Origin of the sequence: Streptomyces pactum, from assembly GCF_002005225.1 — a bacterium.
GTDB classification, from domain to species: domain Bacteria; phylum Actinomycetota; class Actinomycetes; order Streptomycetales; family Streptomycetaceae; genus Streptomyces; species Streptomyces pactum_A.
Map to the genome: position 1 here is coordinate 5,311,019 of NZ_CP019724.1, position 15,273 is coordinate 5,326,291.

Below are 15,273 nucleotides of genomic sequence, written 5' to 3' on the forward strand. Positions count from 1 at the left end.
GTTACGCTGGATGCGTGGCAGTCGTCGATGTATCCGAAGAGCTGAAGTCCCTCTCCTCGACCATGGAGTCGATCGAGGCCGTCCTGGACCTCGACAGGATGAGGGCAGACATCGCCGTGCTCGAGGAGCAGGCGGCCGCGCCGTCCCTCTGGGACGACCCGGAAGCGGCGCAGAAGATCACCAGCAAGCTCTCCCATCTCCAGGCCGAGGTGCGGAAGGCCGAGGCCCTGCGCGGCCGGATCGACGATCTCGGCGTGCTCTTCGAGATGGCCGAGGAGGAGGACGACCCGGACACCCGTGCCGAGGCCGAGTCCGAGCTCACGGCCGTGCGGAAGGCGCTGGACGAGATGGAGGTCCGCACGCTGCTCTCGGGCGAGTACGACTCCCGTGAGGCGCTCGTCAACATCCGCGCCGAGGCCGGTGGCGTGGACGCCGCCGACTTCGCCGAGAAGCTCCAGCGCATGTACCTGCGCTGGGCCGAGCAGCGCGGCTACAAGACCGAGATCTACGAGACGTCGTACGCGGAGGAGGCCGGCATCAAGTCGACGACCTTCGCCGTGCAGGTGCCGTACGCCTACGGCACCCTCTCCGTCGAGCAGGGCACGCACCGCCTGGTGCGCATCTCGCCCTTCGACAACCAGGGGCGCCGCCAGACCTCCTTCGCCGGTGTCGAGATCCTCCCCGTGGTCGAGCAGACCGACCACATCGAGATCGACGAGTCCGAACTGCGGGTGGACGTGTACCGCTCGTCCGGCCCCGGCGGCCAGGGCGTGAACACCACCGACTCCGCGGTGCGGCTCACCCACCTCCCCACCGGCATCGTGGTCTCCTGCCAGAACGAGCGCTCCCAGATCCAGAACAAGGCCACCGCCATGAACGTCCTCCAGGCCAAGCTCCTGGAGCGGCGCCGCCAGGAGGAGCAGGCCAAGATGGACGCCCTCAAGGGCGACGGGGGCAACTCCTGGGGCAACCAGATGCGTTCGTACGTGCTGCACCCGTACCAGATGGTCAAGGACCTGCGCACCGAGCACGAAGTGGGCAACCCCGAGGCCGTTTTCAACGGCGAGATCGACGGTTTCCTGGAGGCCGGCATTCGCTGGCGCAAGCAGCAGGAGAAGTAGCGCGGGGCGGAGACGCCGCTTTGTCGACAAGGCAACTGCCGCCCTTCCGGCGGCGGTTGCCTTTTGTCAGGCCCCCTGTTCGCCGGTGATGTCTGGGTTCTACGTCACACTCACACCCTTTGTGTCCGGCATACGTCCCGTACCCGGACATCGCGTACGCAACGGCCTTGACGTTGCTTTGAACATTCGTAAGGGTGAGGCGCGGCATGCGTATTTCTGGGGCGCATGTGAACCGGGGGACTTCTTCAGCAGGCAGCTACCCCCGTTGATCACGGCCCCCGAGTGCGGCCTCACTGACTAATCGGCTACTGGGGGTAGCAACTACATGACGAAGAAGACGCGCATCCGTGTCGCGCGCATAGCGGCCGGCGCAGTGATCGCGGCCGGCGCCTCCCTGACCGCCGCGGGTGCCGCTTCGGCGCTCGACATCGGCGTGAGCGCGGGTGTCGGCGACACCAACGTCGGCCTGAAGGTCGGCCTGGGCGACGAGGACGGTGACCCCTGCGACATCGTCGTCGACCCGAGCTGCGACGACGACACCACCGCTGGTGGGACGACCGGTGACACCACCACCGGTGGCACCACGGGTGACACCACCACCGGTGGTACGACGGGTGACACCACGACCGGTGGCACCAGCGGTGACACGACCACCGGTGGTACGACGGGTGACACGACCACCGGTGGCACTACCGGTGACACGACCACCGGTGGTACGACGGGTGACACCACGACCGGTGGCACCAGCGGTGACACGACCACCGGTGGTACGACCGGTGGCACCACCGGTGACACGACCACCGGCGGCAACTCCGGCGGCAACACCGGCGGTGACGGGGGTTCTACCGGCGGCAACGGTGGCGGCTCCAACACCGGCGGCACCACCGGCGGTAACGGTGGCAACACCGGCGGCTCCACCGGCGGCGACGGCGGGACCGGTGGCGAGGACAACACCACCCCCGACGGCGGTGGCAACGACAACGTCACCCAGGACGAGGGTTCCTCGGCCCTGACCGACACCGGCGAAGAGGCCCAGGCCTCCGACACCGCCGCCCAGGGCAGCGGTGACGAGCTCGCCGAGACCGGCGCCGCGGAGACCACGTTCCTGCTGGTCGGCGCCGCCACGATGATCGCCGGCGGTATCGGCTTCCGCTTCCTGCCGCGACTGATGAACGGCCGCGGCGCGGCTGCCTGACGGTAGCCGTACGCGTACGCACCGCGTACGCGCCCCGCACGCACGCGAAGGGGCCCGGAGCGCACTGCGCGCTCCGGGCCCCTTCCGCGACCGTCCCCGGGGGCCTCCAGGGCCCTGCGGGGGCGTCAGGCGGTCTGGTGGGCCAGCAGGGCCACCGCCGCGACCAGCACCGCCAGCAGTGCGATCAGCGTCATCGGATTCAGCCCCGCGAGGAAGCTCCCCTGCTGCAGCCGCTCGCGGTTCGCCCGGCACACCGGGCACCTGCCCTCACTCACGGGCGCCGCGCAGTTCGCGCACACCAACCGGTCGTACGTCATGCGCTCGCCCTCCTTGCCGCCGGCTCCGTCAGGACAACGCCCGCGCCGACGCGAACGTTCCCCCTTCCACTGTGCCAGGTTCCGGGGGACCACGCCCGCCCTCCCTCCAGGGACAAAACGCGCAACTGATACGCAACCCCGACCGGTGACTGCGGTCCGCTCCCCGGTTCGCGTATGGTCACGCACATCTACCCCCGGCGACCCGTGGTGCATCCGTGATCCGATTCGACAACGTCTCCAAGGTCTACCCCAAACAGAACCACCCAGCCCTCAGGGATGTCTCCCTGGAGGTCGAGAAGGGCGAGTTCGTCTTCCTCGTGGGGTCCTCCGGCTCCGGAAAGTCCACCTTCCTGCGGCTGGTCCTCCGCGAGGAGCGGTGCAGCCACGGACAGGTGCACGTGCTGGGCAAGGACCTCGCCCGCCTGTCCAACTGGAAGGTTCCGCAGATGCGGCGCCAGCTTGGGACGGTGTTCCAGGACTTCCGCCTGCTGCCGAACAAGACGGTCGGCGAGAACGTCGCCTTCGCCCAGGAGGTCATCGGCAAGTCCCGCGGGGAGATCCGCAAGTCCGTGCCGCAGGTGCTCGACCTCGTCGGGCTCGGCGGCAAGGAGGACCGCAGGCCCGGTGAGCTGTCCGGCGGTGAGCAGCAGCGCGTCGCCATCGCGCGCGCCTTCGTCAACCGGCCCAAGCTGCTGATCGCCGACGAGCCGACCGGCAACCTCGACCCGCAGACGTCCGTCGGCATCATGAAGCTGCTCGACCGCATCAACCGGACGGGCACCACCGTGATCATGGCCACCCACGACCAGAACATCGTGGACCAGATGCGCAAGCGCGTCATCGAGCTGGAGAAGGGCCGCCTCGTCCGCGACCAGGCGCGCGGCGTCTACGGCTACCAGCACTGACGAGGAACGGAAAGGCTTAACGAGACGCCATGCGCGCCCAGTTCGTGCTCTCGGAGATCGGTGTCGGTCTTCGCCGCAATCTGACGATGACCTTCGCCGTCATCGTCTCCGTCGCCCTGTCCCTGGCCCTGTTCGGCGGTTCGCTGCTGATGAGCGACCAGGTCAACACCATGAAGGGCTACTGGTACGACAAGGTCAACGTCACCGTCTACCTCTGCAACAAGAGTGACGCGAAGTCCGACCCCGCGTGCGCCAAGGGCGCGGTGACCGAGGACCAGAAGAAGCAGATCCTCACCGACCTCGAAGAGCTGTCGGTCGTGGACAAGGTGACGTACGAGTCGCAGGACGAGGCGTACAAGCACTACCAGGACCAGTTCGGCGACTCGCCGCTGGCCAGCTCGCTCACACCGGACCAGATGCAGGAGTCGTACCGGATCAAGCTGAAGGACCCGGAGAAGTACCAGGTCATCGCGACCGCCTTCGACGGCCGCGACGGCGTGCAGTCCGTGGCGGACCAGCGCGCGACCCTGGACAACCTCTTCGAGCTCCTCAACGGCATGAACTGGGCGGCGCGCGCGGTGATGGCGCTCATGCTGGTCGTCGCGCTCATGCTGATCGTGAACACGGTCCGCGTCTCGGCGTTCAGCCGGCGGCGCGAGACCGGCATCATGCGGCTGGTCGGCGCCTCGGGCTTCTACATCCAGGCCCCGTTCATCATGGAGGCGGCGGTCGCCGGGCTGATCGGCGGCGCGGTCGCCTGCGCGTTCCTGGTGACCGCGCGGTACTTCATCATCGACCACGGGCTCGCCCTGGCCGACAAGCTGGCCCTGATCGACTTCATCGGCTGGGACGCCCTGCTGACGAAGCTGCCGCTCATCCTGGCCACCAGCCTGCTGATGCCCGCGTTGGCCGCGTTCTTCGCGCTGCGCAAGTACCTGAAGGTGTGACACATACCAAGAGGGCCGCGCGGTCAAGCGACCGTGCGGCCCTCTCGCGTTGTCCTAGACTCACCGGCATGTCAGGTCGTGACCTGTTCTGTCAGCCCCGTCGCGTACGCCACGGGGCCGCCCTGACCTTGGTGTTCGCGAGCGTGCTCGTCGCGGGCGCGGCCACCGGCTCGTTCCCCGAGGCCGACCGCAGGCCCGCGCCGGACTCGGCGCGACCGGCCGCCCCGGCGACCCCGGCCGGTCAGCACGGCCGGCACGCCGACGTCGCACGGGCGGCCGCCGAGGCGATGGCCGACGGCAAGTCCCCCGTGGAGGCCGCCGAACGCGCCGTCAGCCGCAGCGGGGACCGCTGGGGCGCCGTCTACTCACGGGGCGAGTACGAGGAGTTGGAGGACGCCCTCGACGGCCGGTACACCGGCGTCGGGCTCTCCGCCCGCCGCGAGCGCGACGGCCGCATCGAGGTCACCAGGGTGCGCTCCGGCTCGCCCGCCGCGGACGCCGGGATCCGCGAGGGCGACCGACTGCGCAGCGTCGACGGCGAGCGGGTCGACGGGCGCCCCGTCACGGAGGTCGTCTCCATACTGCGCGGCGACGCGGAGCAGGAGCCCGCCGGCACCGCCGTCCGGCTCGGCCTGGAACGCGGCACGCGCGCGTGGACCGAGACCGTACGCCGGGCCCGCCTCTCCACGGACCCCGTGACCGTGCGCACGCTCGCCGACGGCGTCACGGTCGTCAAGGTCCTCTCCTTCAGCAAGGGTGTCGGCGCGCAGGTGCGCGATGCCGTGGCGGGGCTGCCGTCCGGTGCCGGGGTCGTCCTCGACCTGCGCGGCAACTCCGGCGGACTGGTAGCCGAGGCCGTCACCGCCGCCTCCGCCTTCCTCGACGGCGGCCTGGTCGCCACCTACGACGTCGACGGCGACCAGCGGGCCCTGCACGCCGAGCCCGGCGGCGACACCACCAGACCCCTGGTCGCCATCGTGGACGGCGGCACGATGAGCGCGGGCGAACTCCTCACCGGGGCCCTGCAGGACCGCGGACGGGCGGTCGTCCTGGGCTCGCGCACCTTCGGCAAGGGCTCGGTGCAGATGCCGAGCCGGCTGCCCGACGGCTCGGTGGCCGAGCTGACCGTCGGGCACTACCGCACCCCGTCGGGCCGCGGCGTCGACGGCACGGGCATCACGCCCGACCTGGAGATCGAACCGACGGACCCGGCCGCCCTGGAACGGGCGCGGACGGTGCTGAGCGGACTGGGCCGGTAGCACCCCTCCGTAAATCGGCTTCCCGCGGACCCCCTCCGTAGTGCGAAAATGGGCGGCACTATGGCTAAGGAAAAAGGGCGCAAGCTGATCGCGCAGAACAAGAAGGCGCGGCACGACTACCAGATCCTCGACACCTACGAGGCCGGCCTGGTCCTCTCCGGGACCGAGGTGAAGTCGCTGCGCCAGGGACGGGCCTCGCTGGCCGACGGCTTCGTGCAGTTGGACGGACACGAGGCGTGGCTGCACAACGTGCACGTGCCGGAGTACAGCCAGGGGACCTGGACCAACCACAGCGCCCGCCGCAAGCGGAAGCTCCTGCTGCACCGGGTGGAGATCGACAAGCTGGAGTCGAAGTCCCAGGAGACCGGTCACACGATCGTGCCCCTGGCGCTGTACTTCAAGGACGGCCGGGCCAAGGTGGAGATCGCGCTGGCGCGCGGCAAGAAGGAGTACGACAAGCGCCAGACCCTCCGGGAGAAGCAGGACCGCCGCGAGGCGGAGCGGACGATCTCGGCGATCCGGCGCAAGCAGCGGGCCTGACCCCCCGGGGAATGGGCTGGCACCCGCGTGCGTTGGTCACGTACGATGGTGAAAGCACCCCGGGCGGGTGCGTCGATTGAAAAATCAACATGGGGATGATCGGTTTCGACAGCGGATGTCGAAGCAGGGGAAGCGTGTCGAGGAAGCGGCCATGATCTCGTAAACCACAGGCCGAAAAAAATAATCGCCAACACCAAGCGCGATTCCTCCCAGCAGGCCTTCGCCCTCGCTGCCTGATCTCAGGTAGCGAAGCGAGCCTCCTACTAAGGGAGTGTCAGCCCGGGGCTGTTCCCGACCCGGATCCTGGCATCAGCTAGGGGACTAAACCTTGATCCCGGTCACGGGGTGAAGAGGGAAACCAAACAGTGACTGAGCCCGTCGGAGACTTGTCCGCGTGATCTCCGGGGCTGAGAAAAGCGAAGCGGACTGCACACGGAGAAGCCCTGGTTCCGCACCGTTGGACGCGGGTTCGATTCCCGCCATCTCCACAGTTCCCATGTGGGCGAAGGCCCCGCCGCTCCAGCGCGGCGGGGCCTTCGTCATGCCCGGGGCCTTCGTCATGCCCGCGGCCGGCGCGCCGGGCCCCGAGCCGGTGCCAGGGCGAGGGCGAGGAGCAGGGCCACCGCGGCCGCCGTGACCGGTACGCCGTAGGCGGCCGTGGCGGAGGCGTGCTCCACCGTCCAGCCGCCCGCCGCGCTGCCGCAGGCGATGCCGCCGAGCAGGCCGGTCACCGCGAGGGTCATGCCCTCGTTCAGGCGGCCCTCCGGGGTGCGGTGCTGGACCAGCGTCATGGTGGTGACCATCGTCGGGGCGGTCGCCATCCCGGCGGCCAGCAGCGTGAGCGCCAGCAGCGGCAGGGAGCCGGTGAGGGACGCGGCGAGCAGCGGCAGCGTCAGCAGGACCGTCATCGCCGCGACACACCACGGCAGGCGGCGCTCGGCGGGTCCGGCCGGCTTCATCGCGCCGTACAGCAGCCCCGCCGCGCAGGAGCCGGCCGCCTGCAGCGCGAGGACCACCCCGGCCGCCGCACGATGCCCCTGTGCGTCCGCGAAGGCGATCGTGACGACCTCCATGGCCCCGAACACCCCGCCCATCGCCAGGCACACGACCAGCAGCGGCGGGATTCCCGGGACGCGGAAGGGGGCCTTCGCCGTGGGGCGCGGCCGGGCCGGCGGCTCGGTGGAGCGCTGGGCGGTGAAGAGCAGCATGCCGCCGACCAGCAGCACCACGCCGACGAGCGTCCCCGCCTCCGGGAACAGCGCGGTGCACAGGAACGCGGCGAGGACCGGTCCGAGCATGAAGCACAGCTCGTCGGCGGCCTGCTCGAACGAGTTCGCGGTGTGCAGGGCGTCGGCGGCGCCCTTCCTGTCCCGCAGCAGGTGGGCCCAGCGGGCGCGGGCCATGCCGCCGGTGTTGGGCGTCGTCGCGGTGGCGGCGTACGCGGCGAACAGGGTCCAGGCGGGCGCGTCGTGGCGGACGCACAGCAGCAGGGCGAGCGAGCCCAGGGCGGCGGCCAGCGTGGCGGGCAGCGCCACCCTGGCCTGGCCGTGCCGGTCCACGAGCCGCGCCGTCCACGGGGCGACCAGCGCCGTCGCCGCCAGCCCCGTCGCGGTGACGGCGCCGGCGAGGGCGTACGAACCACGGGTCCCGGCGATCATCACCACCGCGCTGACGCTGAACATGCCCATGGGCAGCCGCGCCATGAGATTCCCGATCGTGAACGCGCGGGCGCCGGGCAGGGCGAGGAGGCGCCGGTACGGGCCGGGCGGCCGGCGCCGGGTGCGCGGGCGGAAGTCGGCGGCGACCAGGGTGTCGGCGGTGACGGCGAGGAAGGTGGTCCGCGGGGACGGTACTTCGCGGGCCGGCCGTTCGCCGGCCGGGTCTTCGCCGGCCGGGTGTCCGTACGGCGGGTATGCGCGGGTCGGCGGTACGCGGGACGGTCGTTCGTCGGCCGGGTTTTCGCGGTGCGGGCGTTCGCGGGTCGGGCGGTCACGGGTCGGTCGCGGCATGGACTCACCGTCGCCCGGGGGCGATCAGGAGGTCCAACACCTTCTCCGTACCCATTCACGCACTCCCGTTGTAAATTCGCCGGATGCCCGCACCCGCCCATCTCGAACCCCGCCTCCTGCGCGCCTTCGTCACCGTCGCCGAGGACCTGCACTTCACCCGCGCCGCCGCCCGCCTCTACGTGGCCCAGCAGGTGCTCAGCAGGGACGTACGGCGCCTGGAGCGGGAGCTGGGCGCCGAGTTGTTCGTCCGGACCACCCGGCAGGTGACCCTGACGGCCGACGGCGAGCGGCTGCTGCCGTACGCCCGCCGCGTTCTGCAGGCGCAGGACGACCTGCTGGCCGCCTTCGGGCAGAGCCGCCCGCTGCTGGTCGACCTCAACTCGCCCGGGCTGGCCACCGGCCGTCTGGTCCTGGAGCGCGCCCGCGCACTCGCGCCCGGGGAGGAGCTGATGGCGCGTTACGAGAGCGGGCTGACCCACGCCGCCGCCGAACTGCTCGCTGGCCGCCTCGACGCCTCCTTCGGCCGGTTCGCGGGCCTCGCCCCGGCGCTGCGGGCCGGACTCGGCCACCAGCCCGTCCGCTACGAGCCCCTGGCGGTCGTCCTGCCCGAGGACCACCGGTCGGCCCGCCTGCCGGAGGTGCCGCTCGCCGCGCTCGCCGGCGAGACCGTGTACGCCGGGGCCGGCAACCCGAGGACGCCGGAGTGGACGGACCTCGCGCACCGACTGTTCGAGGGGCGTGGCATCGAGATGGCGGCACCCGCCCCGCTGGCCGTCGGGGAGGAGGAGTTCCAGCGGATCATGGGCAAGACGGGCAATCCGATCCTCGCCGTGGTGAGCTTTCCGGCCATGGCGTCGACCGTGGTGCGCCCGCTCGTCGACCCCGTGCCGCTGTCGCCGGTGTCGCTTGTCTGGCGGAAGGGGCTGGCGCACCCCGCGTTCGACGCGCTGCGGCGGGCGGCCGCCCAGGTCGCGGCCGAGGAGGGCTGGCTCCACAGGCCCGCCGGGGCCTGGCTTCCCGACGCCGACGCCGCTGTGATGTCCGTCCACAACTGACACGCGGCAACCACACATCCTCCGCGTGCGCTACATTCTTGGCCTGAGCACGGTGTGGTACAGGGGGCGCTCGAACCTGGTGGGGGCCGGTTCGGCCGACGAGTGCTCGGAGTCGTATGCGCACCCGGAACTGTCCCTCGGGGGGAAGTGCGTGCGCGTGGAGAATTGGCAGAAAGACGCCCAACCGGAGTGGCCCCAGGCCGCGTCCGGGACGCGTGAGTTCCCGGAGGCGAGTCAGGATGCCGACGCAACCGAGGTGTTCCCTGCGACCCGGGCCTTCCCGGTGACCGGGGAGTTCCCGGCGGCGGGAACGCCGTCCACCCGGTCCGGCGAGGCCACCGGGCCCGGTGTGTCCGGCGAGTCCACCCGGCCCGGCGGGTCCGGCGCGGGATGGTTCGGGGCCGCCGGCGGCCCTGCGGGCGCCGGTGCCGGGGCGGGAGCTGTGAGCAACGCCGCCCGGCCGGCGCCGGATGCCGCCGGGACGCGGTTCCCCGGCCCCCGGGGGAGTGCCGGTGCCGACGAGACGGAGATCCTCGGTTCCCGAATAGGGAGGCACCGAATAGGCGGAAGTCCGGTGAGCGGAAGTCCCGTGGGCAGAGGTCCGGTGGGCGGGAGCCCGGTGGGCGGAGGCCGTACGGACCGGGGCCGGGTCCGTGAGCCGTTCGGCCAGGAGCGGATAACCTGGGGCGGGACCGACCAGGCCGGGGCGAACCCGAACGAGGGGGCCCCGCCGCCGGTCAGGACGACCCCGTACGAGGGACCCTCGGCCCCGGCCAGGACGAGCCCGGCCGGTGGGGGCCCGGCCGGGTACGAGCCCGAAGGGCACTGCCCCGGCCGGCACCGACCGGAACGGCACCGGCCCGGACGCCGACCCGACTGCCGTGCTGCCGTCGGCTTCCACAGCCCCCTCGGCCCCCGCGGCTCCCCCGGCCCACTCGACCCGCGTCTTCCCCACCACCGCGCCCGGCCCCGCCACCGGCGCCCTTCGCGACCCCTGGCAGGAGACCCCGGATGCCTTGGGCGCCCCGGACACCCCGGACACCCCGGACACCCACGCCGGTATCGACGCGGACACCGGCGACCACACCCACGACCCGCACGAGGTGACGGTCCAGCTCGACGCCGTCCAGCTCGGCGACGGCGTCCTCCGCCGGGTCGACAGCGGGCACCGCAAGAGCGGCCCGGCCAGGCCCGACGGACCGGTCTTCGTCGACGCGTCGGGACGCCGCAGCCGCCTGTACCGCCGTCTCGGCATCGCCGTCGGTGTCGCCTGCGCGATCTACGCCGTCGTCATCGTCTCCACGCTGCTGTCCGGCAACTCCAACGCGCCGTGGCTGCCCGTGGAGGGCCAGCAGGAGGGCAAGCCGGCCGGCCAGGTCGACACCACCCCGCTGCCCTCGCGGTCGGCACAGCCCTCCGGCACCGGCGCCGCCGCCCCGCGGACCAGCCCCTCGGCCGGCGCCGGCGTGCCCACGGCGCCGGACGCCGACGCCCCCGTGCCCGGCACGTCCGGTAGCGCGGGGCAGCCCGGCACCGGCGGCGCCGACCCCGAGCCCTCGGAGACCGGGGCCGGCACGGAGCCGGGCGGCGGTGGCGCGACCGACCCGGACCCGACGCAGTCGACGCAGGTACCGCCCCCCGTCTCCACGGAGCCGTCGGCCCCGGCGGGCGGCGGCGATCCCACGGTCGACCCGACCGTGCCCACCGGCGACGCCAGCACGGGCACCGACCCGGGCGGCGACACGACCGTCAACGGCGCGAGCGGTCCCCTCTCCGCCGACGCGCCCGCCGACGCGTCCGCCGGCGAGTCCGGCGCCGAGCCCGCCGGCGGGACCGTCGTCGTGGCCGGTGCGGACCACACCCCCACGTCCCCTTCCCTGTCCCCGGAGAACACCCTCTGATGGCATCCCGCACCCGCCGTCACGGGGCCGCACGCAGCGCCCGTGAGGGCTCCCGGCGTCGCCGCCTGCCCCTGCGCCTGCTGCTTCCGCTGCTCGTCCTGGTCGCCCTGGTCGCGATGCTCATGCTGCGCGGATACGTGCACAGCGAGATCCTGGCCGACCACCGCGTCCAGCCGCCCGCCGCCACCGACCAGGTGCCGGAGAAGATCCTCGAGGGCGGCCCGGTCATCGACGCCCGCGGCGGCCGCACCGAGAGCCTGAGCGTGCCGGACCACCGCCTGGTCCTCACGTTCGACGACGGTCCGGACCCGACCTGGACACCGAGGGTGCTGGACGTGCTGAAGAAGCACGACGCGCACGCGGTCTTCTTCGTCACCGGCACCATGGCCTCCCGCTACCCCGACCTCGTCGAGCGCATGGTCGACGAGGGCCACGAGGTCGGCCTGCACACCTTCAACCACCCCGACCTCTCCTTCCAGTCCAAGAAGCGCATCGACTGGGAGCTGTCGCAGAACCAACTGGCGATCACCGGCGCGGCGGGCATCCGCACCTCGCTCTTCCGCCCGCCGTACTCCTCCTTCGCCGACGCCATGGACAACAAGTCCTGGCCGGTCACCGAGTACATCGGCGGCCGCGGCTACATCACCGTCGTCAACAACACCGACAGCGAGGACTGGCAGCGGCCCGGCGTCGACGAGATCATCCGCCGCGCCACGCCCGAGGACGGCAAGGGCGCCATCGTCCTGATGCACGACTCGGGCGGTGACCGCAGCCAGACGGTCGCGGCGCTGGACCGGTTCCTGCCCGACCTGCAGAAGAAGGGCTACGAGTTCGACAACCTCACCGAGGCCATCGACGCGCCCAGCGCGATGAGCCCGGTGACCGGCGCCGAACTGTGGAAGGGCAAGGCCTGGGTCTTCCTCGTCCAGGCCTCGGAGAAGATCACCGACGGTCTGGTGGTGGGCCTGGCGATCATCGGGACGCTGGTCATCGGCCGCTTCGTGCTGATGCTGCTCCTCTCCGGCCTCCACGCCCGCCGGGTGCGCCGCAAGAACTTCCGCTGGGGCCCGCCGGTGACCGAACCGGTGACGGTGCTGGTCCCGGCGTACAACGAGGCGAAGTGCATCGAGAACACCGTCAGCTCCCTGATGGCCAGCGACCACCCGGTCGAGGTCATCGTCATCGACGACGGCTCCAGCGACGGCACGGCCCGGATCGTGGAGGCCATGGGCCTGCCGGGCGTCCGGGTGATCCGCCAGCTCAACGCGGGCAAGCCGGCGGCACTCAACCGTGGTCTGGCCAACGCCCGTTACGACATCGTCGTCATGATGGACGGCGACACCGTCTTCGAACCGTCCACCGTCCGCGAGCTCGTCCAGCCCTTCGGCGACCCGAAGGTCGGCGCCGTGGCCGGCAACGCGAAGGTCGGCAACAAGGACAGCCTCATCGGCGCCTGGCAGCACATCGAGTACGTGATGGGCTTCAACCTGGACCGCCGGATGTACGACGTCCTCGGCTGCATGCCGACCATCCCCGGCGCGGTGGGCGCCTTCCGGCGCTCGGCGCTGGCACCGATCGGCGGCATGAGCGACGACACCCTCGCCGAGGACACCGACGTCACCATGGCGCTGCACCGGGCCGGCTGGCGCGTGGTCTACGCCGAGAACGCCCGCGCCTGGACCGAGGCCCCCGAGACGGTCCAGCAACTGTGGTCCCAGCGCTACCGCTGGTCGTACGGCACCATGCAGGCCATCTGGAAGCACCGCCGCGCGGTGATCGAGAAGGGGCCCTCGGGCCGCTTCGGGCGCGTGGGCCTGCCCTTCGTCTCCCTGTTCATGGTCCTGGCCCCGCTGCTGGCCCCGCTGATCGACGTCTTCCTGCTCTACGGCATCGTCTTCGGCCCGACCCAGAAGACGATCGTGGCGTGGCTGGGCGTCCTGGCCATCCAGGCGGTCTGCGCGGCGTACGCCTTCCGTCTCGACCGCGAACGCATGACCCACCTGATCTCGCTGCCGCTGCAGCAGATCCTCTACCGCCAGCTCATGTACGTAGTGCTGCTCCAGTCCTGGATCACCGCGCTCACCGGCGGCCGCCTGCGCTGGCAGAAGCTCCGGCGCACCGGCGTGGTCGGGGCGCCCGGCGGCTCGGTGCCGCGCCAGGGCTCGCGGAGCAGCGATGATCGGAGGCCCGTGGCATGACCCACGGATACACGACCGGTACGGGTGCGGACCCGGAGCCGGCCGGCCCGTACGGCACGCCGTACGCGGGGGGACCGAACGGGGCCGCGGGAGTGCCGTACGCGGGGGGACCGAACGGGGCCGCGGGAGTGCCGTACGCCGTCCCGCAGCAGCGTACGACGGAGACCGCACCCGGGCCCGGGGCCGGACCCGGGGCCGGACCCGGGCCCGTGACCGACTCCGCGTCCGGCCCCGCCGCCGCCCGGGCCGGCGGGAAGCCGGGCCGCGACCGGTACCTCGACCTGCTGCGTTCCATCGCCCTGGTCCGCGTCGTGGTGTACCACCTCTTCGGCTGGGCCTGGCTGTCGGTGGTGTTCCCGTCGATGGGCGTGATGTTCGCGCTCGCGGGCTCGTTGATGGCGCGCTCGCTGAAGCGCCCGGCGATGGGCGTGATCCGCGGGCGCGTGCGCCGCCTCCTGCCGCCGATGTGGGCGTTCGCGGCGGTCGTGCTCGCGATGATGTTCGTGAACGGCTGGAATCCGACGGAGGACCCCGACCGCGGGGGCACCTGGGGTCTGATCGAGCTGTTCAACTACATCGTCCCGGTCGGCGCCCCGCCCTACCCGTGGCACATCGGCTCCAAGTCCGGTCTGCTGGAGGACACCTGGGCGGTACAGGCCGCCGGGCCACTGTGGTACCTGCGTGCCTACCTGTGGTTCGTCATCGCCTCCCCGCTGCTGCTCTGGCTGTTCCGCCGTGCCCCGTGGCCGACGCTGCTCGCGCCGCTCGGCCTGACCGCGATCGTCGGCACGGGAGTGGTGACCATCCCCGGCGAGACGGGCAACGCGGTCACCGACTTCGCGGTCTACGGCGGCTGCTGGGTCCTGGGCTTCGCCCACCACGAGGGCCTGCTGAAGCGGATCCCGCGGTACGTCTCCGTCTCCTGCGCGTCCCTGGTCATGGCCTTCGGGCTGTGGTGGGCCTCGAACCACCTGGGTCCCGACGGCTGGGACCTCAACGACATCCCGCTGGCCCAGGCCACCTGGTCGTTCGGGTTCGTCGTGATCCTGCTCCAGTACTCCCCGTCGTGGCGGGAACTCCCGGGCCGGCTGGCCAGGTGGGACCAACTGGTGACCCTCTCCAACAACCGCGCGGTCACCATCTACCTGTGGCACAACCTGCTGATCATGGCGACGGTCCCGATCATCGACCTGGCCTACCGACTGCCCTTCATGCAGAGCGAGCGCGCGGTCGGTGCCCTCGACGGCGCGTACACGATCTGGATGTTCGCCCTCGTCTGGCCGCTCATCGGCCTCATGGTCGTCGCGGTGGGCTGGGTCGAGGACCTGGCGGCGAAGCGGAAACCGCGGTTGTGGCCGAACGGCACGAAGCGCTCCGCCGGGGACCGGTCCAGGGCGCGGGCGGCCCATCGGGGCTGACGCCGGCGGCCCGTTCGGGGGCGGCGGTCCCGCGGGTGGTGGCGCACCGCCGTACGGCTATCCGGCGCCCGGTGCGGTGGGTGGTTACGCCGCACCAGGCGCGCCTGGTGGTTATGCCGCGTCCGGTGCGCCTGGTGCGCCCGGTGGTTACGGGCAGCCGGCCCCCGGCTCGTACGCCCAGCCGCAGCCGCACCCGGCCCAGGCAGCCTACGGTCAGCCCCAGCAGCCGCAATACCCCCAGCAGCCGTACCAGCCCCAGCCGCCGCAGGGCTGACGGCGGGACCGACTGCGACCTCTCACCCCGCCCCGGCGCCGGGTGAGAGCAACGTTCCCTTCCGGTCATCCACAGCCCCACCGGCCCGAAACGCGTCCTCCCTACCGTCGGTGCAACCGAGCTACGGAGCACCG

Annotated in this window: 12 protein-coding genes and 1 other RNA gene; 11 read left to right on the top strand and 2 right to left on the bottom strand. The window is 71.8% G+C overall.

Features of this window, described 5'->3' with window-relative positions; genetic code table 11:
* The first annotated feature begins 14 nt into the window (after positions 1-14).
* The gene (prfB, locus tag B1H29_RS22580) at positions 15-1,121 is read left to right on the top strand and encodes a peptide chain release factor 2 (protein WP_055417207.1); all 1,107 of its coding nucleotides are present in this window, start codon (positions 15-17) and stop codon (positions 1,119-1,121) included.
* A gap of 325 nt (positions 1,122-1,446) precedes the next feature.
* On the top strand, positions 1,447-2,316 hold the full coding sequence (locus tag B1H29_RS22585; RefSeq protein WP_055417206.1) for a hypothetical protein: 870 nt from the start codon (positions 1,447-1,449) through the stop codon (positions 2,314-2,316).
* A gap of 125 nt (positions 2,317-2,441) precedes the next feature.
* On the opposite strand, the gene B1H29_RS22590 is transcribed toward B1H29_RS22585, so the two are convergent.
* The gene (locus B1H29_RS22590) at positions 2,442-2,633 is read right to left on the bottom strand and encodes a hypothetical protein (RefSeq protein WP_055417205.1); all 192 of its coding nucleotides are present in this window, start codon (positions 2,631-2,633) and stop codon (positions 2,442-2,444) included.
* A gap of 215 nt (positions 2,634-2,848) precedes the next feature.
* On the opposite strand from B1H29_RS22590, the gene ftsE reads away from it, so the two are divergent.
* From ftsE to ssrA, 5 genes are all read left to right on the top strand, one after another.
* Positions 2,849-3,538 (top strand): cell division ATP-binding protein FtsE, encoded by a 690-nt coding sequence (ftsE, locus tag B1H29_RS22595; protein ID WP_053131878.1) that lies wholly within the window; start codon positions 2,849-2,851, stop codon positions 3,536-3,538.
* A gap of 29 nt (positions 3,539-3,567) precedes the next feature.
* Positions 3,568-4,485 carry a permease-like cell division protein FtsX gene (gene ftsX / locus B1H29_RS22600; protein WP_055417204.1) on the top strand — a complete coding sequence of 306 codons (918 nt, stop codon included), beginning with the start codon at positions 3,568-3,570 and terminating at the stop codon, positions 4,483-4,485.
* Between the two features lie 68 nt (positions 4,486-4,553).
* Positions 4,554-5,744, top strand: a complete 1,191-nt coding sequence (locus B1H29_RS22605) for a S41 family peptidase (protein WP_199832286.1) — start codon at positions 4,554-4,556, stop codon at positions 5,742-5,744.
* A 60-nt stretch (positions 5,745-5,804) separates the two neighbouring features.
* Positions 5,805-6,284 (top strand): SsrA-binding protein SmpB, encoded by a 480-nt coding sequence (smpB, locus tag B1H29_RS22610; RefSeq protein WP_052841735.1) that lies wholly within the window; start codon positions 5,805-5,807, stop codon positions 6,282-6,284.
* 91 nt (positions 6,285-6,375) lie between these two features.
* Positions 6,376-6,775: a transfer-messenger RNA gene (ssrA, locus tag B1H29_RS22615) on the top strand.
* Between the two features lie 66 nt (positions 6,776-6,841).
* Here ssrA and B1H29_RS22620 read toward each other — a convergent pair.
* Positions 6,842-8,293, bottom strand: coding sequence for an MFS transporter (locus B1H29_RS22620; protein WP_234392962.1), 1,452 nt, complete (start codon positions 8,291-8,293; stop codon positions 6,842-6,844).
* 83 nt (positions 8,294-8,376) lie between these two features.
* Between B1H29_RS22620 and B1H29_RS22625 the strand changes: the two genes are divergently transcribed.
* From B1H29_RS22625 to B1H29_RS22640, 4 genes are all read left to right on the top strand, one after another.
* On the top strand, positions 8,377-9,348 hold the full coding sequence (locus B1H29_RS22625) for a LysR family transcriptional regulator (RefSeq protein ID WP_055417202.1): 972 nt from the start codon (positions 8,377-8,379) through the stop codon (positions 9,346-9,348).
* Positions 9,349-10,139: 791 nt separating this feature from the next.
* Complete coding sequence (locus B1H29_RS22630; protein WP_079160397.1) at positions 10,140-11,249, top strand: hypothetical protein; 1,110 nt, start codon at positions 10,140-10,142, stop codon at positions 11,247-11,249.
* The gene (locus tag B1H29_RS22635; RefSeq protein WP_055417200.1) at positions 11,249-13,447 is read left to right on the top strand and encodes a polysaccharide deacetylase family protein; all 2,199 of its coding nucleotides are present in this window, start codon (positions 11,249-11,251) and stop codon (positions 13,445-13,447) included. Before B1H29_RS22630 ends, B1H29_RS22635 begins: the two co-directional genes overlap by 1 nt.
* The gene (locus B1H29_RS22640) at positions 13,444-14,865 is read left to right on the top strand and encodes an acyltransferase family protein (protein ID WP_055417199.1); all 1,422 of its coding nucleotides are present in this window, start codon (positions 13,444-13,446) and stop codon (positions 14,863-14,865) included. Before B1H29_RS22635 ends, B1H29_RS22640 begins: the two co-directional genes overlap by 4 nt.
* The last annotated feature ends 408 nt before the right edge of the window (positions 14,866-15,273 follow it).

Excerpts from the sequence above, each read along its gene's own strand:
- ftsX (WP_055417204.1), top strand. The coding sequence starts at position 3,568 with ATGCGCGCCCAGTTCGTGCTCTCGGAGATCGGTGTCGGTCTTCGCCGC.
- B1H29_RS22585 (WP_055417206.1), top strand. The coding sequence starts at position 1,447 with ATGACGAAGAAGACGCGCATCCGTGTCGCGCGCATAGCGGCCGGCGCA.
- B1H29_RS22590 (WP_055417205.1), bottom strand. The coding sequence starts at position 2,633 with ATGACGTACGACCGGTTGGTGTGCGCGAACTGCGCGGCGCCCGTGAGT.
- B1H29_RS22625 (WP_055417202.1), top strand. The coding sequence starts at position 8,377 with ATGCCCGCACCCGCCCATCTCGAACCCCGCCTCCTGCGCGCCTTCGTC.
- B1H29_RS22605 (WP_199832286.1), top strand. The coding sequence starts at position 4,554 with ATGTCAGGTCGTGACCTGTTCTGTCAGCCCCGTCGCGTACGCCACGGG.
- B1H29_RS22640 (WP_055417199.1), top strand. The coding sequence starts at position 13,444 with ATGACCCACGGATACACGACCGGTACGGGTGCGGACCCGGAGCCGGCC.
- B1H29_RS22635 (WP_055417200.1), top strand. The coding sequence starts at position 11,249 with ATGGCATCCCGCACCCGCCGTCACGGGGCCGCACGCAGCGCCCGTGAG.
- B1H29_RS22620 (WP_234392962.1), bottom strand. The coding sequence starts at position 8,293 with ATGCCGCGACCGACCCGTGACCGCCCGACCCGCGAACGCCCGCACCGC.
- smpB (WP_052841735.1), top strand. The coding sequence starts at position 5,805 with ATGGCTAAGGAAAAAGGGCGCAAGCTGATCGCGCAGAACAAGAAGGCG.